General features: G+C 57.0%; 22 protein-coding genes. 10 read left to right on the forward strand and 12 right to left on the reverse strand.

Going from position 1 to position 19180, the window contains the following annotated elements; all coding sequences use genetic code 11:
- The gene (locus tag ACR0K4_RS14675; RefSeq protein WP_480854577.1) at positions 1-768 is read right to left on the reverse strand and encodes a glycerophosphodiester phosphodiesterase family protein; all 768 of its coding nucleotides are present in this window, start codon (positions 766-768) and stop codon (positions 1-3) included.
- The gene (locus ACR0K4_RS14680; protein WP_480519220.1) at positions 765-1220 is read right to left on the reverse strand and encodes a RidA family protein; all 456 of its coding nucleotides are present in this window, start codon (positions 1218-1220) and stop codon (positions 765-767) included. Before ACR0K4_RS14680 ends, ACR0K4_RS14675 begins: the two co-directional genes overlap by 4 nt.
- Positions 1221-1545: 325 nt before the next feature.
- On the opposite strand from ACR0K4_RS14680, the gene ACR0K4_RS14685 reads away from it, so the two are divergent.
- Both ACR0K4_RS14685 and ACR0K4_RS14690 read left to right on the forward strand, forming a co-directional pair.
- Positions 1546-2331, forward strand: a complete 786-nt coding sequence (locus tag ACR0K4_RS14685; RefSeq protein WP_480854579.1) for an MlaA family lipoprotein — start codon at positions 1546-1548, stop codon at positions 2329-2331.
- Positions 2321-2923: an MlaC/ttg2D family ABC transporter substrate-binding protein gene (locus ACR0K4_RS14690; RefSeq protein ID WP_480519216.1), complete on the forward strand. Its 603-nt coding sequence runs from the start codon at positions 2321-2323 to the stop codon at positions 2921-2923. The genes ACR0K4_RS14685 and ACR0K4_RS14690 overlap by 11 nt, the downstream gene beginning before the upstream one ends.
- 218 nt (positions 2924-3141) lie before the next feature.
- Here ACR0K4_RS14690 and fliP read toward each other — a convergent pair whose 3' ends face one another.
- Genes fliP through fliF form a run of 4 tightly spaced genes read right to left on the reverse strand, consistent with a single transcriptional unit; the run spans position 3142 to position 6341 of the window.
- Positions 3142-3873, reverse strand: coding sequence for a flagellar type III secretion system pore protein FliP (fliP, locus tag ACR0K4_RS14695; protein ID WP_480854580.1), 732 nt, complete (start codon positions 3871-3873; stop codon positions 3142-3144).
- Entirely contained in the window at positions 3873-4160 is a 288-nt protein-coding gene (locus tag ACR0K4_RS14700; RefSeq protein WP_480519213.1) for a FliM/FliN family flagellar motor switch protein, read from the reverse strand. Before ACR0K4_RS14700 ends, fliP begins: the two co-directional genes overlap by 1 nt.
- The gene (locus ACR0K4_RS14705) at positions 4153-4749 is read right to left on the reverse strand and encodes a FliH/SctL family protein (protein WP_480854581.1); all 597 of its coding nucleotides are present in this window, start codon (positions 4747-4749) and stop codon (positions 4153-4155) included. Before ACR0K4_RS14705 ends, ACR0K4_RS14700 begins: the two co-directional genes overlap by 8 nt.
- Positions 4746-6341: a flagellar basal-body MS-ring/collar protein FliF gene (gene fliF / locus ACR0K4_RS14710; protein WP_480854582.1), complete on the reverse strand. Its 1596-nt coding sequence runs from the start codon at positions 6339-6341 to the stop codon at positions 4746-4748. Before fliF ends, ACR0K4_RS14705 begins: the two co-directional genes overlap by 4 nt.
- A gap of 119 nt (positions 6342-6460) precedes the next feature.
- Between fliF and ACR0K4_RS14715 the strand changes: the two genes are divergently transcribed.
- The 5 genes from ACR0K4_RS14715 to ACR0K4_RS14735 are packed head-to-tail and all read left to right on the forward strand — an operon-like array spanning position 6461 to position 11162.
- On the forward strand, positions 6461-6958 hold the full coding sequence (locus ACR0K4_RS14715) for a flagellar basal body-associated FliL family protein (RefSeq protein ID WP_480519207.1): 498 nt from the start codon (positions 6461-6463) through the stop codon (positions 6956-6958).
- Positions 6959-6967: 9 nt separating this feature from the next.
- Entirely contained in the window at positions 6968-7525 is a 558-nt protein-coding gene (locus ACR0K4_RS14720) for a hypothetical protein (RefSeq protein WP_480854583.1), read from the forward strand.
- Positions 7522-8112 carry a MotE family protein gene (locus ACR0K4_RS14725; RefSeq protein WP_480519203.1) on the forward strand — a complete coding sequence of 197 codons (591 nt, stop codon included), beginning with the start codon at positions 7522-7524 and terminating at the stop codon, positions 8110-8112. Before ACR0K4_RS14720 ends, ACR0K4_RS14725 begins: the two co-directional genes overlap by 4 nt.
- A 45-nt stretch (positions 8113-8157) precedes the next feature.
- Positions 8158-9027: a flagellar motor stator protein MotA gene (gene motA, locus ACR0K4_RS14730; RefSeq protein WP_480519201.1), complete on the forward strand. Its 870-nt coding sequence runs from the start codon at positions 8158-8160 to the stop codon at positions 9025-9027.
- Entirely contained in the window at positions 9024-11162 is a 2139-nt protein-coding gene (locus ACR0K4_RS14735; protein ID WP_480519199.1) for a hypothetical protein, read from the forward strand. Before motA ends, ACR0K4_RS14735 begins: the two co-directional genes overlap by 4 nt.
- Positions 11163-11214: 52 nt before the next feature.
- Here the strand turns inward: ACR0K4_RS14735 and ACR0K4_RS14740 are convergent, their stop codons facing one another.
- Positions 11215-12573 carry an MmgE/PrpD family protein gene (locus ACR0K4_RS14740; RefSeq protein WP_480854584.1) on the reverse strand — a complete coding sequence of 453 codons (1359 nt, stop codon included), beginning with the start codon at positions 12571-12573 and terminating at the stop codon, positions 11215-11217.
- Positions 12574-13095: 522 nt separating this feature from the next.
- Here ACR0K4_RS14740 and ACR0K4_RS14745 point away from each other — a divergent pair.
- On the forward strand, positions 13096-13425 hold the full coding sequence (locus ACR0K4_RS14745) for a hypothetical protein (RefSeq protein ID WP_480519195.1): 330 nt from the start codon (positions 13096-13098) through the stop codon (positions 13423-13425).
- A gap of 3 nt (positions 13426-13428) precedes the next feature.
- Here ACR0K4_RS14745 and ACR0K4_RS14750 read toward each other — a convergent pair whose 3' ends face one another.
- Together ACR0K4_RS14750 and trhO are read right to left on the reverse strand one after the other, a co-directional pair.
- Complete coding sequence (locus ACR0K4_RS14750; RefSeq protein WP_480854585.1) at positions 13429-13938, reverse strand: ion channel; 510 nt, start codon at positions 13936-13938, stop codon at positions 13429-13431.
- A gap of 76 nt (positions 13939-14014) precedes the next feature.
- The gene (gene trhO / locus ACR0K4_RS14755; protein ID WP_480854586.1) at positions 14015-14920 is read right to left on the reverse strand and encodes an oxygen-dependent tRNA uridine(34) hydroxylase TrhO; all 906 of its coding nucleotides are present in this window, start codon (positions 14918-14920) and stop codon (positions 14015-14017) included.
- Positions 14921-15016: 96 nt separating this feature from the next.
- Here trhO and pncA point away from each other — a divergent pair, with 96 nt between their 5' ends.
- Positions 15017-15616, forward strand: coding sequence for a bifunctional nicotinamidase/pyrazinamidase (gene pncA, locus ACR0K4_RS14760; protein WP_480854587.1), 600 nt, complete (start codon positions 15017-15019; stop codon positions 15614-15616).
- On the opposite strand, the gene ACR0K4_RS14765 is transcribed toward pncA, so the two are convergent.
- A complete protein-coding gene (locus ACR0K4_RS14765) occupies positions 15613-16146 on the reverse strand; it encodes a hypothetical protein (RefSeq protein ID WP_480854588.1) in 534 nt (177 codons plus the stop codon). The two genes, pncA and ACR0K4_RS14765, sit on opposite strands and share 4 nt — an antisense overlap.
- Positions 16147-16311: 165 nt before the next feature.
- On the opposite strand from ACR0K4_RS14765, the gene pncB reads away from it, so the two are divergent.
- A complete protein-coding gene (gene pncB, locus ACR0K4_RS14770; protein WP_480854589.1) occupies positions 16312-17604 on the forward strand; it encodes a nicotinate phosphoribosyltransferase in 1293 nt (430 codons plus the stop codon).
- A gap of 110 nt (positions 17605-17714) precedes the next feature.
- Here pncB and ACR0K4_RS14775 read toward each other — a convergent pair whose 3' ends face one another.
- Entirely contained in the window at positions 17715-18788 is a 1074-nt protein-coding gene (locus ACR0K4_RS14775) for a ligand-gated ion channel (RefSeq protein WP_480519184.1), read from the reverse strand.
- A gap of 136 nt (positions 18789-18924) precedes the next feature.
- Entirely contained in the window at positions 18925-19125 is a 201-nt protein-coding gene (locus tag ACR0K4_RS14780) for a hypothetical protein (protein ID WP_480854590.1), read from the reverse strand.
- Positions 19126-19180: the final 55 nt, after the last annotated feature.

Below are 19180 nucleotides of genomic sequence, written 5' to 3' on the forward strand. Positions count from 1 at the left end.
TCAACCCGGATGCGCGGCAAGGTAGCCTTCAAAGGTCACATTATCGGCAACCCGGCGGGCTTCTGCCTCTTGTTCAGGCGACCGGATTGTCCAGCACAGGATCGGAACGCCCTGCGCTTTCAATTCGGCTACGCGGGGGCGGTCCAGGTCGTGAACCTCATGACTGATGAAGCTTGCTCCGACCCTGTCAAAATCTGGAATCTCACGCAGGTGGTCACATACGGCCTGCGGCAACAGCTCAGCTTTGGGCTGATAGGAACAGGTTACCAATCCGCGCGGCAGATGAGGCGCAAGCCGCGCCAGTTCCGCGATTGAATTCGGATTAAACGACATCAACGCCACTGGCCCGTCATAGCCTTGCAATGCGCGCACCGTATCTTGCTCCAGGCGACCGATATCCGTGCCCATCGCGCCATCCTGATCCTTGAGCTCGATCAGCAGAGGCACCGCCCCGGCAACCAGTTCCAGAACTTCGTCCAGGGTCGGGATGCCGTCATCCGCGTGAAGCAACGCGGTTTCCGACGCTTGCGCCGCCGTGACCTGCCGGATCGGGCCGGGCCGTCCGGTCAGTCGGGTCATGTCATAGTCGTGAAACACCATTGCCCGGTTGTCAGAGGTTAGTTGCAGATCGATTTCGATCCCGTATCCGGCGGCCACAGCCGCACGGATGGCCGCCCGGCTGTTTTCCGGGCGGTTGTCAGACAGATCATGCAGCGCCCGATGCGCTATCGGGGCCTGTAAAAAGGCACGGGGCAGGGCGGGTGTCATTGGACTTCGAAGATACCTTCGATTTCCACAGCCACACCAAACGGCAATGCAGCAGCGCTGACAGCAGAGCGCGAATGACGACCAGCCTCGCCCAAAGCCTCGACCAGGAAATCGGATGCGCCGTTGATCACTTGCGGCTGCTCGGCGAAATCAGCGGTCGAGTTCACGAAACCGGTCAGCTTGATCACGCGCACCAGCTTGTCAATGTCACCGCCACAAGCGGCCCGAACCTGTGCCAGCAGGTTGATCGCGCACACTTTGGCGGCGGCTGCGCCGGCCTCGGCATCCATGTCATCGCCCAGCTTCCCGGTGATCAGGTCATCGTCTTTCGATATCTGGCCCGAGACATAGACGATATTGCCCACCCGCACGAAAGGCACGTAGTTGGCCGCGGGTGCCGGTGCATCCGGCAATGTGATCCCCAGGGTTTCCAGTTTTGCTGCGATGCTCATGTTGTGATCCTTACCTTTGTTCGACTCGGACGGACGCTAACCGGGAAGACGCGCAACGAAAAGCATGAAACCGCCAATTTGTTTCTGCCTGCAGTCCGGGCACATCTCCTGTCATTCCGAACTGTTGAACTTGTGTCACTTTACGCAAGCCTGTCCGGCAGGTTAAACGCAAGCTGTTTCAAATTGGCTGTGAAACATCTATGTGACGGAAAGTTAGGCTGTGTCATACAGTCAAAGTTAGTTTTGATGAATTGTTCGGGGTCGCCGTTACCGAACGACGTGGAGTACCAAGACCGTGTTCAGCAAAGTCCGATTGAAGCCCCTCATGATCCTGTCGCTGGTGGCGGCTCTTGGGGCCTGCGCGAAACAGCCTGCCGACGAAGCTGCACGGGGCGAAACGTTCGATCCTTATGAAAATACCAACCGGTCGATTCACCAGTTCAACCTGGGTGTGGACCGGTTTCTGTTTCGCCCGGCCTCGAAAGGCTATGTCAAGATCGTGCCCGACCCGATGGTCACCAGTTTCAGCCACTTTGCCGAGAACCTGACATTGCCCGGACAGGCGCTGGACTATCTGCTGCAGGGCAACCTGAAACAATCAGGAAATGCACTGCTGCGCTTTGCTATCAATATGACCGTCGGCGGCGTCGGCCTGTCTGATCCGGCCAGCGAACTGAACCTGCCGCCGGTGGATACGGATTTCGGCGAGACCCTCCATGTCTGGGGTTTTGGCGAGGGCGCATATATCGAGCTGCCCTTTTACGGCCCCTCCACAACGCGCGATGCCGTCGGTGTCGTGTTCAACCTGTTCTCGAACCCGATCAACTTCAGCCCGACTCGGCCGGTGGACAATATCGGTGTCTATGCCGAGGTTGTGCGGCGCATGGGTGATCGCGGACGCTTTTCGGATACGGTCGACTCGATCTTGTATGAAAGCGCCGACAGTTACCGGCAGGCGCAATCGATTTACCTGCAAAACCGTCGCTTTGAACTGGCACGCGATGACGAGGATGCCTATCTAGACCTGTATGATGACCCCTATGCCGAGATTGGGACCGACCCAACCAGGGACCCCTTTCTAGACCCTTACGAGGACCCCTATGCCGAGTAATCATCTGAATAGACGCCACTTTGTCGCCACCGGGATTGCCGGGGTGATGTTGTCGGCACTGCCTGCCTCTGCTCAAACCGAAGCCAGCGCAAAAGCACTGGTTGTCAGTGTGGTGGACGATATCAACCGCGTCATTGCCTCGGGCAAGTCCGAGAATGCGATGCTGCGCGATTTCGAAAAGATTTTCGTTCAATATGCCGATGTTCCAATCATGGCGCGTTATGTGCTTGGTGCCGATGGGCGGTCCGCCAGTCAGGCACAAATCCGGCAGTTCACCAGCGCATTTCAGGGCTATATCGCCAACAAATACGGCCGGCGCTTCCGCGAGTTCATTGGCGGGCAGGTCACCGTTCGCAATGCGCGTAAGATCAAGGCCGGGTACGAAGTACGCACATCGGTCAAGCTGCAAGGTTCTTCACCTTTTGAAGTGACATTTCTGGTCTCGGACAAATCGGGACGTGATCGGTTCTTCAACATGTTCATCGAAGGTGTGAACATGCTACTGACCGAGCGCACCGAAGTCGGTGCCATGCTGGACGCGCGCGGCGGCGATCTGAATCGCCTCATCAGGGACATGAACAAGATCGGTTGACCGACCTTCACATGTCAGGCGGTTCCGGCAAATGATGCCTCAAACTGCCTGACATGTGATCAGGACAGCTCATCTTTTTTGGGCAGAAGTGCGCTACACCGCATGCTGCTCATTAAGATGGTGCCCTTGGCCACCATAGATGGCGCACGGCAAAGCCTGTGGAAATCAATCACTACGTTCAACCAGGCCTTCAGGTCCGGGTCACAATGTGCACGCAGCTACGGCACATAGCTGCGCACCAGGGCGCTTGCGATCAACGCCCATCCATCCGCAATAACGAAGAACGCCAGCTTGAACGGCAGTGACACGGTGGCCGGAGGGACCATCATCATGCCCATCGACATCAGCACCGCAGCTACGACCAGATCAATGATCAGAAAAGGCAGGAATATCAAAAACCCGATCTGAAAGGCGCGCGCAATCTCGGACAGCATAAAGGATGGCATCAACACCGAGAGCGGAGCATCCGGCGACAACTGAACGTTGTCACCCTGAGGCCGCAGGGCGGCCATGGCCTGAAAGGTATCGGCATCCAGCCGCGCAGCCATGAAGGTCCGAAATGGAACGAGCGCCCGTTCCATGGCAGGCTCAACCTCCATCGTTTCGTCCACCATGGGCTTGATGCCACTGGCCCATGCCTCGGAAAAAACAGGCTCCATGATGAAATAGGTCAGGAACAGCGCAAGACTTACGATCAGCATGTTTGGCGGTGATTGCTGCAATCCGATCCCCTGACGAAGGATCGCCAGCACCGTGATGAGAAACGGGAAACAAGTGACCATGATGGCCAGCCCTGGGGCCAGACTTAGTACGGTGATCAACAAGATCAATTGAACCGTCCGCGCCGAAATCGAGCCCCCCTCGCCCAGCGACAGCGATACATCCTGCGCCGCGACCAGCGATGGCGACAGCATGGCCACAATACTGATCAGCCACAGCGCCGCCCGCATCAGCCGATTCCATTTTGCAGATCGGCAATCTCGGTCAGACGCACAGCCAGTTGACCGCTGTGATCTCCTTCCATTTCCTCCAGCACCCCGCGCGCAACCAATTGGTCGCCGACATACAGGTCGACCGGGTCCTCAATCCGCTTGTCCAGGGTCAGGACTGCGTTTTCGCCCATATTCAGCAGATCTCTGATTAAAGGGCGTGCGCGACCGACTGAGACCGTGACTTCAACCGGGACGCCCTCAAACGGGTTGGTTCTTTCCGGGTTCTGGGATGAGTGATCACTCATTTGACGAAACCTTTCTTGCTTCAAACAAATACGCGTCGAACGCGTCACTGATGGCGGATAAAAGTTCGGTACAATCCACGTCCCGGCGGGCAACCCCGACTTGCAGCCGCGCCTGCCCCTGCTTCAAACCAGAGTCTTCAATGACCTGCAGCGGCGCCTGAAGCGTATCGGGAATATACGCCTCGACCTGCTCTGCCATGCCGACTGGGACCAGCACTTGCATGGGCTGGCCCATCTGTTCCTGCGCCATGCTGCTCAGTTGTTCGGACAACCGCAGGACAAAGCCCTGATCCAATGCTTGGGGCAGGATCGTTTGCATCAGGGCCTGAAACATCGGCGCAAGGGACTGCGCCATCTGCGTCACCGCCTCGTGATAGGTGAAAGACATGTCTGACAGCGCACTTGTCAGATCCGCATTTAGCTGTCCGCGACGGTGCTCCTGCGCTTGTGAGGCGTCTTCCCACCCGGCACCATACCCCTTTTCGAAGGCAGACAGGCGCTGTTCTTCCAGTGCGTCGTCATCCAGAAGGTGGACCGAACCACCGCCGAGCTGAACCGAAAAATCTTCAAGAAGATGTGCGATGGTCATCCCGCTCTCTCCTCACTTTCTTCAAGCCAGCTGCGCAGGATTTCGACCGTCTCTTCCTGCTTGTCTCCGATCATGGCACGCAAACGATTGACCGCGTCTTCGCTTTGACCGCCCGAAATGGCGGGTAGGTTGCCCTCGGCCGCATCGGGAAGGCGTGCATAATCCTGCGAATTCCCCGTCGCGATTTCACCGACAAGATAGCTCTCCTCAGCCACATCTTCAGCAGTCTGTGCGGGCAGCAGGGGCGGAGTTGCGGCAGCCTTGGTCAGGATCGGGCGAACGACGAACAGTCCGAGGACAAGCGAGACCAGTGCCAAGACCGCCATCTGGATCAACGACATCGCATCCAGGTGAAGGTTTTGCCAGAATGTCGCCGCCGCCAAAGTGCCCTGAGGTTCCGCTGTGGGAAGGTTCAGCGATTTCAGAGTGATCACATCACCCCGATCCGGATCAAACCCCACGGCTGAGGCCACCAACTCGCGCAAGGCATCCAGTTCATCCTGCGGCATCGGGCGAAATTCCTCGACCCCGGCCCCGTCAACCGCGCGCGTTCCATTGACCAGAACCGCAACGGTCAGTCGCTTGATCGCCCCGGGCGCGCGGTGCACTTCAAGCTCGGTTTCTGACACCTCGTAGTTCACCCGCTCGCGGGTCTGCGTCGCGGTGGAATTGGACTCGTCCCCACCGGCACCGTCTCCGTCCGGCAGGTTCGACGCGACGGTCACATCTGCCGACTGATTGCGGGCACTGTCCGAGCGTTCTTCCACATCGGTGCTGATCGCAACCCTGCTTTTGGGATCAAAGCGACGTTCGCGAATGGATTCCGTCTCGGTCACCGTGTCGACACTGACTTCGACCACTGCATTTCCCGCGCCAACCCGCGCTTCGACCAATCTCAATACCCGCTCTCGCAATTGGCGGGACTTGTCATCCGCTGTATCGCCCGCGACGACACTGTCCTGCGCCCCGATCAAGGTCCCGTTCGAATCAATGACCGAGACGTCTTCCGGATTCAGCCCAGTGACAGCCGACGCGACCAAGAACCGGATCGCTTTGGCCTGATCGCCGGTGATCTGACTTCCGGACGGGACGAGATAGGCTGATGCAGTTGGTGCGACGCTGCGCTGAAACGGGTTTGTTGATCCATTGGCGATATGCACACGCGCCTGGCTGACATGAGGACCGCCGACAATCGTGCGCGCCAGCTCCCCTTCTTTCGCGCGCCAATATGCAGCGTCGAACATCTGTGATGTGGTCCCGAAACCGCTGAGCGTATCCAGCAACTCATAGCCGCGATTGCCGTTGGCGGGCAGGCCTTCACTGGCCAAGGTCATCCTAAGTTCATCGCGTTGCGACGCCGGGACGTAAATCGAGCCGCCCTTGATGTCATAGGCCACACCGCGCTGATCCAGTGTGCGTACGATATCCCCGGCGGCTCCGTTCTCCAACCCGGCGTAGAGCAACGTCATCGATGGGGCGGTCGCGATTCGCGACATCGCCAATACGCCGAGAAAGACCAGAGCAGCAGCGCCCGCCACCGTTATTTTCTTACGCATGTCCAAACTTGCCCAGACAGTTCCGATCTGCTGCACGCTCACCTCCGACTCGTCGACATTCTGTGCGACTGATCCCTTGTTTGAACGATTGCTCTTAACAATCGGTTAGTCCCTGTGGGGTTATGACGGTTGCCGAACCGAAACATGAGGACGGCATGACCGACGCAACCGCAGAACAGGCAGAAAGCCCAAAAAAATCTGGGAAATCTGGGATGATTCTGGGTCTGATTCTGGCCCTTTCGGGGGCCGGTGGCGGTTACTACCTGACATCGTCCGGTCTCTTGCCAATCGGGCGATCAGAGACGCCAAAAGACGCCCTGACGACAGAGAATGGTCAAGGCGTAAAGGCCCTGCCCGATGTGGTCTTTGTCGATCTGCCGCCGGTCATCGTTTCGGTGAACGGGGGCGACGCACGCCATCTTAAGTTTCACGCGCAACTGGAAGTCGACGCTGGCCATGCCGCCGATGTCGAGACGTTGAAGCCGCGAATCATGGACGTCCTCAACACCTATCTGCGTGCAATTGAACTGCCCGATCTTGAGGATTCGCGAGCGTTGGTTCGGATTCGCGGCCATCTGCTGCGGCGGATCGAGATCGTCGTTGGTGACGGCCGCGTGCGGGATGTTCTCGTCATGCAATTTGTTCTGAACTAGGAGGCGATATTGGAGCTGATCGCAGATATTTTGCTGGTTGCGGGCGCGCTTGGGGCGGGATTGTATTGCTTCGTTCTGGCACGTCGACTGAAACGGTTCACAGATCTTGAAAAAGGCGTAGGCGGTGCGGTTTCCGTTCTGTCATCGCAGGCCGATGAGTTGAAGCAAACACTCGATTCGGCCCGTCATGCGTCGGACCAGTCCGGGGTTGTGTTGCAGGATCTCACTCATCGCGCGGAAACGGTTGCCCAGAAATTGGAGCTGATGATGGCGTCGATGCATGACATCGCGCCAGACGAACCGGTTGGGTCAACCTCTGTCGCGGAGGTTGTTTTGCCAGAAGTAAAAGACATGACACCGCCAGAGGCGGAGAGACCGAACAATGCCGGGGAAGCCGGGGAAGCCGGGGAAGCCGGGGAAGCCGGGGAAGCCGGGGAAGCCGGGGAAGCCGGGGAAGCCGGGGAAGCTTCAACGCAACTCGACGCCAAGACAACCAAACCTTCAAAATCGCCGGAAGGACTGTTGTTCTTTCGCCATGCCCGCCCGCAATCCGGAGCGGCACAATGAAACGCAGGTCAGCCCAAAAATCCAACGCGTCGCGCGGAGGCGTTCTAACGGTCATTTCACTACTCATGATCGGCTCGGCCATCATTCGTATCGGGTTGGAAGCAGGCCCGGTGCTGGCTTTGGGAATTGATCCAGAACAGAAGATCGAAACCGAGAAAAGCGGCAAACTCGGCACCCCGGACGATTTGCAAATCCTTCTGACGGCGCTCTTGCAGCGCGAGGCACAGCTGAATCAGCGTGAAGATGCGATCATTGACAAGGAAAAGGCGTTGGACATCGCAGGAACGGCAATCGCAACTCGATTGGCAGCCTTGCAGGACGCCGAAGACTCTCTGCGCGAAACGCTGGCTTTGGCGGACCAGGCCGCAGAAAACGATCTGACCCGGCTGACAGACGTCTATCAGAACATGAAACCGAAAGACGCTGCGGCGCTGTTCGAAACAATGGATCCGGTTTTTGCCGCCGGTTTTCTATCGCGCATGCCGCCAGATTCCGCGGCGGCTGTGATGGCCGGGCTCAGCCCGCAAGCGGCCTACACGATCAGTGTGGTTATGGCCGGGCGAAATGCTCAGGCACCGAAGGAGTAACGCAGTGCCTGTCATCCACATATCACCGAGTTTGGGAGAGCGTTCATGATCGGACTCATCGGTATTGTCGTCATTTTCGTCATGGTTTTCGGCGGCTATCTGGCTGCAGGCGGCAAGATGACCATTATCCTGAAATCCCTGCCGTTCGAAATGATGATGATCGGCGGGGCTGCCGTCGGCGCGTTTCTTATCAGCAATGACATGAGCGCGGTCAAACACACCGTCAAAGACATGGGAAAAGTGTTCAAAGGTCCTAAATGGAAACCCCAGGACTATCGCGATTTGCTTTGCCTGCTGTTTTCACTCATCCGTATCGCTCGATCAAACCCGGTTGAGGTTGAGCAGCATATCGAAGAGCCTGCCTCTTCAAGCCTGTTTTCAGCCTATCCCAAGATACAGGCCGACAAAGAGGCGGTCGATCTGATTTGCGACACCATGCGGTCAGCGGCCATGAATTACGATGACCCCCATCAGGTCGAAGAAGTTCTGGAAAAGCGGATGGAGGCGAATTTCCATCACGCGATGCATTCCAGCCATGCATTGCAAACGGTCGCTGATGGGCTTCCAGCCCTTGGCATCGTGGCGGCAGTTCTGGGGGTCATCAAAACGATGGGCTCAATCGATCAACCCCCCGAGGTGCTTGGGAAGTTGATCGGCGGGGCCCTGGTCGGCACATTTCTGGGGGTGTTTCTGGCCTATGGGCTTGTTGGTCCATTCGCCGGAAAACTGAAAGCCGTGGTCGAAGAAGACAACCATTTCTATCAGTTGATCAAGGAAGTTCTGGTCGCGAATCTTCACAACCACAATGCCGCCATGTGCATTGAGGTCGGACGGCAAAATACGCCCACACACAATCGACCCGGCTTTTCCGAACTTGAAGAGGCGTTGAAAGATCTCAAGCAGGCTGCCGCATGATCCGGATCTTATATGTCTTTCTCGGGTTTCTGTTGGCAGGATCGACCGCCATTGCACAGGAACTGCGCGTGCGATCGGGCGAACATGGCACCTACACGCGCCTGGTCGTTCAGATACCGGTCGGCAGCAACTGGACTCTGACGCCACGGCACAAAGGGGCCCGATTGGACGTTGCCGTAGATGGCGTGACATTTGACATGGAAGGCGTGTTTGCGCGGTTGTTCGGCAATCGCCTGATCTCGGCCACACAATCGGAACCCGGTGCAAGCCTTGAGCTGGAGTTTGGCTGCGAATGCGTAGCATCGGCCTATGTATTCCGGGGTTCAATGATTGTCATCGACATAGCACCTGGCAGGTTTCTGCCGTCTGTCAGTTCAAAACCCTTCCCTGTCTTGCCTTTGCCGCCCCGCGTTCAGCGGCAGGTTGAAGTGGATTTTCCCGGCAACGCACTGTCTTTGCCGCTGCAGTTGCCCCGCACAAATCTGGAAGAACAACTGATGTCACGGCTGCTGCAAGGGTCCGACCGTGATTTGATAGATCTGAACCTCGCGAATGTCGGTGATCGCCCCCTTGCGTCATCAGGTACAAATCCTGATTCTGACGCTTGGTTGAATAACCTGCAGGTCTCGTCGGTATTAGATGACCTGCACGGGATCGGCCCTTTGTCCCTGAAACCCATCGAAACAGAGCCGCCCTGTATCGCAGATGCGGATCTAAATCTTGAGAACTGGAAGGGCGAGCCGCCCTTTCAAAAACAGCTGGCCGCCTCAAGGGCTGGTTTGTATCGCGAGTTCGACAAACTGGACTCCTCCATCGCGAAAAACCTTGTGCATCTGTATATCTATTACGGGTTCGGCGCAGAGGCATTGCAGGTCATCGGCCTGACATCCCAAACCGGGCCAGAGGCCGACAGATTGATAGCAATTGCCGAATTGGTTGACGGCGATCCCGTTTCAGATCCCAACCCGTTTCGAGGGCAACAAAAATGCGACGGCGACGTCGCATTATGGGCTGCGCTGACCGAAGGATACCTTGAGCATGGGACAAACCCGAATGCGATCGAGCAGGCGTTTGCAAAGCTCCCAGCTCACCTGAGAAGGAATCTGGGGCCCGCTCTGGCAGACATTCTGGTTCGGGGCGACCAGTTGGAAGCGGCCCGGCGTGTTCTAAGGGCAGTTGACCGGATTGCTCCGAAAGGCAGCACCGATATGACGCTGGCACAAGCCCAAATCGCTGCGGCCCAAGGCGACACGGCTGAGGCCGAGGCGCTGCTTGCCAAAGCCACGACATCTGCACCGGCGGATCAGGCTCCGTTAGCACTTGCCCGGCTTGTCGAAAAACGCTGGTGGGACCGAGGGGGAATGGCGCAACACGAACTGGACCTCGCCGCGGCTTTTGCGCTGGAACTTCGCCGATCTGAAGATGGCCCTATGATGGCGCAAACGTATGTTCTGGCGCTGGGTCTACACCAGTCGTTTGACGAAGCAATGCGCAGAATGGGTGATGCGCCTGCTGACGTTGGATGGAACAAGACCCGAAACCGCGTGATGCAGCTTATGTCAGAACGCGCGGATGACATCACCTTTTTGCGTTATGCGCTCAGCATGTCGACGCCAACCCGTGACAGCCTGCAATCCGAGACTGCGGTTGTCATATCGAAACGTCTGGCCAATCTTGGGTTTGGGGCACCGGCCGTGGCATTGACTGAGCGCCTGCAAAACCAGAGCGTTGATCGCGCCATGGTTCGGGCGCAGGCCGCGTTGGCGAACGGCCGGCCCGATCAGGCACGCCTTGAAATCGAGGGGCATGAAACCGAGGATGCGGACCGGCTGCGCGCCAGAGCGTACGCAATGGCGAAAGACTATGAGAGGGCCGCGTCTTTGTCTTTGCGTCTTGGAGATCGCGATGCCGCCGCGCATTATTTCTGGCTGGCGGGACAACCGGATATTTCACATGAGCCTCACGCCGGGAAGTTCGGCGTGTTGGCAGATTTCAGTCGCGCACTGGAACAACCGATCCCCCGAGAGCCCCAGAAACCTCTGAGCGACGCCGCCGCTCTACTGGAAGACAGTGCTTTCGCACGTGACCAGATCATCAGCATGTTATCACATCTGGAGGCGGCACCGCTCGACTGAAGCATCCGCCCTACACCGCCTCTGGCACCAACCCTGCAAAGCAATCTACAGATCAGTGGTCGGGCAGTGGTGGATCGTACAATAGGGCTGCCAAGTCGAAAAAGCTGGAAGCTGGCGCGGGCAGGTGCAGTATGGCTGCGCAAATCTTCTCGGATCTAGAGAGACCAATGGTGGGAACAGAAAACTCCATGAATTTGTCGACAATGTCTTGGCGGCTCATCGGATTTTCCGGGCCACCGCGCGCGTGGATATCGCCTGATTTCAGAATCCGACCATCACTTGTCTTGACCTCGACATCCGCCCAGCGGCCAGACGGAAACCGGGCGCTGTGACGGGCACATTCGGACACTCTGATCCTGCGCATGACCTCAATGACCACGGGATCTGCCAAACCCGGACCCGAGATATGTTCAACTCCGATCCTGCCATGCACCGCCTGAATGGCTGCGGCGAAAGGCAGGGAATATTGTGCTTGTGACGTCGTTTCCGGCAGTTCGGAAAATAGGCAAGCAGCCTCGTGGAAGCTGTTGATCTTCACCGCCCTGATCTGTGGATGTGTCAGATCATGCGCGCGCATCAGCATCCTAATGCCGTCAATCGCAGCATGTGCCCACCGACAGATCGGATAGGGTTTCACATATTGATGCTCAATCTGCCAGAACGCACCCAGATCGGCCCAGTACGGTGCCGCGCCTTCGGCTTCCACCGTGATCGCGGGTGCCCCGGTAAAGCCACGCTCGGCCAGAATGGCCGCAGACACACCCACCATCGCCCCCCAGCCCGATCCGTCATGCAGCATTGTGGGGTTGGCGATTTCACGCATCATCTGGCTTCTGGGGCCATGATACTCGGCAATGCCCAAAGCATGCCGCAGCTGATCAGCCGAATGCGCGCGCAAGCGCGCGGCCATGGCGGCAACACCCAAGGCATTCCAGGCACCCGAGGTGTGGTAGTCTGACACGGAAGCATGCAAAGCCATAGCTGCCCGACCTGCAATTTCGTATCCGGTCACAATCGCAGCCAGCGCCTCACGACCGCTGAGGTCCGGTTTCTGCTCGGCCAGAGCCAGAAGCGCGGGGATGGCGACAACTCCGATGTGACCCTTGGTTGGGTTGTAACCGTCATGCGCATCCAGATTATCGGTTTGTGTCGCCGCAGCATAAGCCGCCCCGGCCAAACTAACCTGCCGCCCGTCGAACAACATGCGCGCACCAAAGGCGGGATCGTTCGTGGCATAGAGCAGCGCCGCCGTGTCCCGCGCGATTATCCCGGCCTGCATTGGACCCGCAGCAACTAAAACGCCCATCGTGTCCAGCAAGGTCAGCGCTGCGGCCTCAATTGCGCTTTCCGGCATGTCATCGGGTTGCGAGTCCAGGGCGAACGCGGCCAGTTTATCGAACGTGTTCGGCATCAGTTAACTCCAGAGCAGTTGTGCCGCAATGCGGGCATGCAAGGTTACGGTGGATCGGGTTGGACAAAAAGCTGGCGCAACAGGTTGCAAGGCCGTTCTGGCAATAGCTGCGTTGGAATTCATTGCTTTCCTCCGGTGTGCAGATCAAAACCCACGGGAAAATTCAGCCACATGACCGGGCAGGCTTGTGCTCTGATCCCGACGCGATGTGTCGGATCACTGCCTGAATTGCGTATGAAAACCTCGATACGGGCAAAAATCTACGAAATCGGCGGAAACGTTCGGCGGTCCGCCGCCGGTTTTTACCCTGCGCGCGAAGCCGTGAGCCATCGTGACTTGAAAACCGAATCAGTGATTCTTTCATATAACTGAGACGCAAAAAAACGCGCTGTACAAGGTCGGTAAACGACGGGACAGACTGGCAAAACTAGGCACCGAAAGTGCGCATGCTGGTGGAAATCTTGAAAAAGTTCCTAAAATGTTCTATATTTGTTCCAATGTGGAACGGAGGTTTATCGAGCGATGACATATGCTGCCCGTCAAAGCTGGTACGACGCACCCAGCAACGACTACCACATGCTTCCCATTACAGATCGGCAAATGCGCTATGCCCGCGCGATCGCCGAAAAATCCGCCCTCGAAATCCCGGTCGAGGCGCAACGTGACCGAAAATCTTTGTCGGATTGGATTTCGGCAAACAAACCGCATGATCCATCGCCCTTTGCCAACTATCCGACAGGCAAACAGGTCGCCTTTGCCGAGCGGATCTCTCGTAGTAAACGCCGTCCGATTCCGGCCGAGTGTTTTCGTGACAAACAAATGATGTCGCAGTGGATTGACCGCAATAAATAGACCCTAATTTGAGGTTTTTGTGTGCGCCCGCGCATAAAGACCAACTGCTGCCGCAACAAACAATCCCAGCAGGATGTAACCTGTGATCGCCTCGGCGACCGCCAGAGCCCGGCACAAACCGGCAGGGCGAAGGTCTCCGAAACCGACCGTGGTGAAGGTGACGTATGAAAAATACAAAACGTCCGCCGGCCCCTTCGCGCCTACCACGCATATATCGTGATACCCGAACGAGCCGTACACGGCGGCAAATAGAAAGGGCACGACCTGAATGAACGAAATGCCCATCAGCAACAGCAGCCTGCGTGGCGATTTGACCTGAGTAACGTAGTACCAGATCTGCGAGATCATCCAGACGAGCAAAGTGATGGTCGCAATGGTACCGATAGTATCGCCGGCCGCGGCCTCGCTGAGATTCGACAGGCCAAACCAGGCCAGAAAACTGACAAGAACCAGGCCCGACGCTGCAAATAACGTCGATTTCCATTCTTCCAGCGTTTTCGGCTCGTGACGCATATGGCCTCCGACAGGGTGTTCTGGCGGGCATCATCAAGCGTCAAGTACGTCCATGCAACCGGAATTGCAGGATGAATCAGCCCTGACCCAGATGGGATTGCCCGCGGTTTTTTGCCAGACCAATCTGTTTCTGCCGTTCACGAAAGCGCGCCTTGTCCTCGTCCGAGGTCTCGTCAATACAGCGGTGACACGACACGCCATGTTCATATTCAAGGCGTTTGACATCCTCGGGAAGAATCGGACGGCGACAGCCATGACACAGCCTGTGCGGTCCTTCGACCAGACCATGCCCGACCGAGACGCGATTGTCGAAAACGAAGCACTCACCCTGCCAGGCGCTGTTTTCGGGGGGCACCTCTTCCAGATAGCGCAGAATGCCGCCTTTTAGATGGTAGACATCCTCGACCCCTTGACCCAGCAGATAGTTGGTGGATTTCTCGCAACGAATACCACCAGTGCAGAACATTGCGACCCGCTTGTTATGAAAGCGACCCTTGTTTTCCTCCCACCAAGCGGGAAATTCACCAAAACTTGCCGTTTCAGGGTCTATTGCACCCTCGAATGTCCCGATTTCGACTTCGTAGTCGTTGCGGGTGTCGATCACCACTACATCGTCGGCGCGGATCAGATCATTCCAGTCCCGAGGCTCTACGTAATGTCCGACACTGGCGCGTGGATCAACATCCGGCTGCCCCATGGTCACGATCTCTTTTTTCAGCCGCACCTTTAACTTGCCAAAGGGGGGGTGATCCGAGCGCGCCTCTTTCCACTCAAGTGTCGCGCATCCGGGCAAGGCACGGATATGGGACAAAACAGCGTCGATCCCTGTTCGCGGTCCGGCAATGGTTCCATTTATTCCCTCTTGCGCCAGCAACAGGGTCCCTTTGACCGCATGCGTGCGGCACAGGTCCTGCAACGCGGGACGCAGGGCATCCGGGTCCTCGAACCGGGTGAAGTGATACAAAGCAGCGATGGTATACATGTGCGCGATCTAATGGTCTGTTGCACAACACGCAAGAGACCGCATTGACGACCCTTTGGGCAACCCATACCGATAGGGGCAGCAAAGGAGACGCCAATGACCCACGCCCTGATTGTGATCGATGTCCAGAACGATTTCTGCCCCGGCGGTGCATTGGCCGTGGCTGATGGAGATCAGATTGTTGCGCCCATCAACGCCATGATGGACAGGTTTGATGCGGTGATCCTAACACAGGACTGGCATCCGGCTGGTCACTCCTCGTTCGCCAGTTCACATCCGGGCAAAAGTCCGTTCGAACTGACGCAGATGCCATATGGTGCGCAAGTGCTTTGGCCAGATCACTGCGTTCAGGGCACTGAGGGCGCGGCTTTTCATCCCGATCTGCGCACCGATGCCGACCTGATCCTGCGGAAGGGATTCCGCAGCGCAATTGACAGCTATTCGGCGTTTTTCGAGAACGACCAGACGACACCAACCGGTTTAAAGGGCTATCTAGATACACGTGGCATCGCCCGACTGACCCTTGTTGGCTTGGCCACGGATTTCTGCGTGCATTACTCTGCGGTTGATGCCGCACGGTTGGGTTTTGACGTCACAGTCGATACGGATATGTGCCGCGCCATCGACATGGATGGCTCGCTGGCGGCTGCCCGGACTGCCATGACCGACGCAGGTGTCACCTTGATCGGCCCCTAAGGCGTCGCGCCCCGCGCGGCGAGGTACCGTATAATAACGAAAACCAAAACCGCCAGACCTATGGCAATCCCGATGCGGCGGGGCACTGGCTTACGCTCTGCCCGCGTCGGTATCGGATCTTGCGGTGCCAGGGGCTGCAACGGCTCCCGGCGTGGTCTGGCTTTGCCGGGCTGCGCCACTCTGATGTGGTTCAGAAACTGCCAGAAATCGAAATCCCCGCAATATTCACCCTGAACACCCATGTTTCGGATATTCGCAAACAAGCGTTTCAAAATGCGCGCACGATCCACAGCATCCTCGGGCGCATAAAAGCCGGTTGGCTGCCCGCTTTTGCGCGTTTCCAGACTGAACCCGGATTCCAGAAATATCCTGCGAATTTTAGGTGACGCAGACCGCAACGCCTGCGCCGTCCGGAAATCCCGGAACAAAGCCCTGACCGCACGGTTGCCGGTGAGCGCCGCCATTCCGTGTTCGGGATCAACTTCGTCCGGAGCAATCGCAACTATATCAAAGTCGTACTCGAGACCCATTCACTTATTACAACCTTTTCTTCCATCCCCATCTCCTCACTACACACTGAGGAGCGCATTTAATTTGCCCACTTTGTGACCTGTCCTTGTCATTGTCACTATTTGAGCGACTCTTGCCAATCTCCGCCTCGATTGATCTAAGAACGGAAATCGCAGGAGTTTCCCATGGTCGACATCGCAACGCGGGTGTACAATCATAAATGGAAAATTGACCCAATTATCAGGTCTTTAATCGACACAGATTTCTACAAACTGCTGATGTGTCAGTCAGTGTTTCGGAATAAGCCCCAAACGACTGTCGAATTTTCGCTGATCAACCGGTCGAATCACATACCCTTGGCCAGTTTGATTGACGAAGGTGAATTGCGCGAGCAGCTCGATCACATTCGGTCTCTTAGCCTCAGCCGTGGCGAGAGCACATGGCTGCGGGGCAACATGTTCTATGGCAAACGGCAGATGTTCCGTTCGGATTTCATGGAATGGTTCGAAAGCATGCGCCTGCCCGCCTACCATCTTGAGCGCAAGGGTGATCAGTACGAGCTGACTTTCGAAGGCAAATGGCACGAGGTCATGCTGTGGGAAATCCCCGCTTTGGCGGTGCTGATGGAATTGCGTTCACGTGCAGTTCTGAACGGTATGCGCCGGTTCGAGTTACAAGTTCTCTATGCCCGGGCCATGACAAGGGTTTGGGAAAAGATTGAACAACTGCGCAAAACGGATGGGCTTGGCATTGCCGATTTTGGCACGCGGCGGCGGCATTCCTTTCTATGGCAGGACTGGTGCGTACAAGCGATGATCGAAGGATTGGGATCATCTTTCACCGGCACTTCTAATTGCCTGATCGCCATGCGGCGCGAAGTCGAGGCCATCGGCACAAACGCGCACGAGCTGCCCATGGTCTACTCTGCCCTGGCCGAGGGCGACGACGCGCTGGCACAGGCGCCGTACGACGTTCTCAGCGATTGGCATGATGAGCATGACGGCAATCTGCGCATCATCCTGCCTGACACCTATGGAACCAAGGGGTTTCTGGATCATGCCCCTGACTGGCTGGCGGGCTGGACCGGGATTCGCATAGACAGCGGCGACCCGGCAACCGGGGCCGAGACCGCAATCCAATGGTGGAAGTCCCGCGGCGAAGACCCCAGAGAAAAACGGGTGATCTTCTCGGACGGGCTGGATGTCGACAAAATCCAGGACCTGCACCGGCAATTCGCCCATCGCACCAAAGTCTCGTTCGGCTGGGGCACTTTGCTGACCAATGATTTCCAGGGGCTCGTGTCCGATGACGCGCTCGCCCCGTTTTCATTGGTGTGCAAAGCGGTGTCCGCCAATGGGCGTCCAACCGTCAAACTGTCGGATAACCCCGAAAAAGCGATGGGTCCCGCAGACCAGATCGATCGGTACAAACGGGTGTTCGGTGTCGGCGCGCAAGAGGCGATTGAGGTGATTGTTTAGGCTCTGACCATGGTCTGCCCGCGCGCCCGGGCACGTCTTTGACCAAACCCTCGACAGAGAGCTGAACCCCGAAACAAACGTTAGGGTCACATTTTTCGCAGACCCTTTACCTAAGGCATCAAAAGGTAAGCGGAAACTGCGTAAACCACGATGGCTGCATATCCCAGCGGGTAAATCCATTTGATCGCGTAATTGTCCAGCTTTCGGGCAGCCTCTTCCCGGCCCGAGACCTTGAGCTTGCGCAGTGCCACGTTAAACACGATCAGCGCTCCGGTCATCAGGAACATGCATTGCAGGACGAAATCCAGAAATGTCAGGTAACCCAGCTTTGGGAGATCCGCGGAAATCGCCCAGTTGAACGCAACAAAAACCAACAGGTTACCCCCCGCGATCTCGATCCGTCGGCGATATTCATCCAGAAAGAACAGCGCCCAGCTGACCGTGATCAACACCAGCATCGGCAGGAAGACCCGGATAACGTAGTAGGTCTGATGCCGGCTGCCGTCGAAGGCCAGCGTCACCTGATCGCTATCGCGACCCGAAATCCCCTTGACCTGCGATGCCTGAACCCGTGCATTGCCCAGAATCCACTCTTCTTCGCCTAACATGTCGCCCAGGCCCGAGTGATCCTCCAGCGGGTAATAGCTCACGTATTCAGATGGCAAGATCGACACGACCTCGAAAAAGAAATCCTGCGTGTCGAACGGATATTTGCGGAAATCGAAATGCGGTGCCTGCAACGTCAGCGAAGATTTCTCGACATAGACCACATGCCCGTCATGGCTCAGCGAGGCGGCGGATTCGTGAATCCACTTGTTGCTTTGCTGGTTATGAATGACAAAAGCGGGCAATACCGCGCCAATCTCTGCCGCGTGATCAGCCAGATCGGGGGGATTGAACACCCGGATGTCGCGACCAACCGCTTCCGCATCAAACGCCAGGGACGGGTCCGTCCATTCGACGCGCAAGACAACAACCGCACCGTAGTTTTCAGCCTTCTGATCGACGCTCGTGATCTGATCGATCCGGATACCGATCCCAACATTCAGTGGGTTTTCCGGCGTTCCGGCCAGGGCATTCAGCCCACCGCCCAACACGTTCTGCGCACCTGCCCTGTCAGTCTGGATGAGGCACAAACAGACAGTTGCGACGATCAGGGAAAGAAAGCGGAGGAAACTCATCATCGTATTATTTCAGCTATCCAGGTGGTGGAATTGACAGGCGCGGCTCGCCTTCGGGTGTTGGGTCAAGTGATGGCAAACCTATCACGTGCGGTTGAGGATGCATTTTTCCGCTCATCCTGAGAGGCAGAACCCTTGTTCAGGCATGTATCCGACCTTGTAGGATGTCCGTGAAGACACCCGAATCAATCACCTGTGCAGCGGCGCTGATCAGGCCCAGATGCGGCGGCTCAGGCTGCGTTAAGTTGGCAATGTCGGATTTGGCCAAAGTCTGACCGGGAAACAATCTGGCATTCACCGCCCCTGCCGATGCAAAGGGGCGAAACGCTTGCTTTGTCATGTAAATCCCCACAATCGAATTCGTTTTGGCCGACCGTTCCCGCTCCAATGTCTCT

The sequence above is a fragment of the Ruegeria sp. K11 genome (assembly GCF_056531905.1).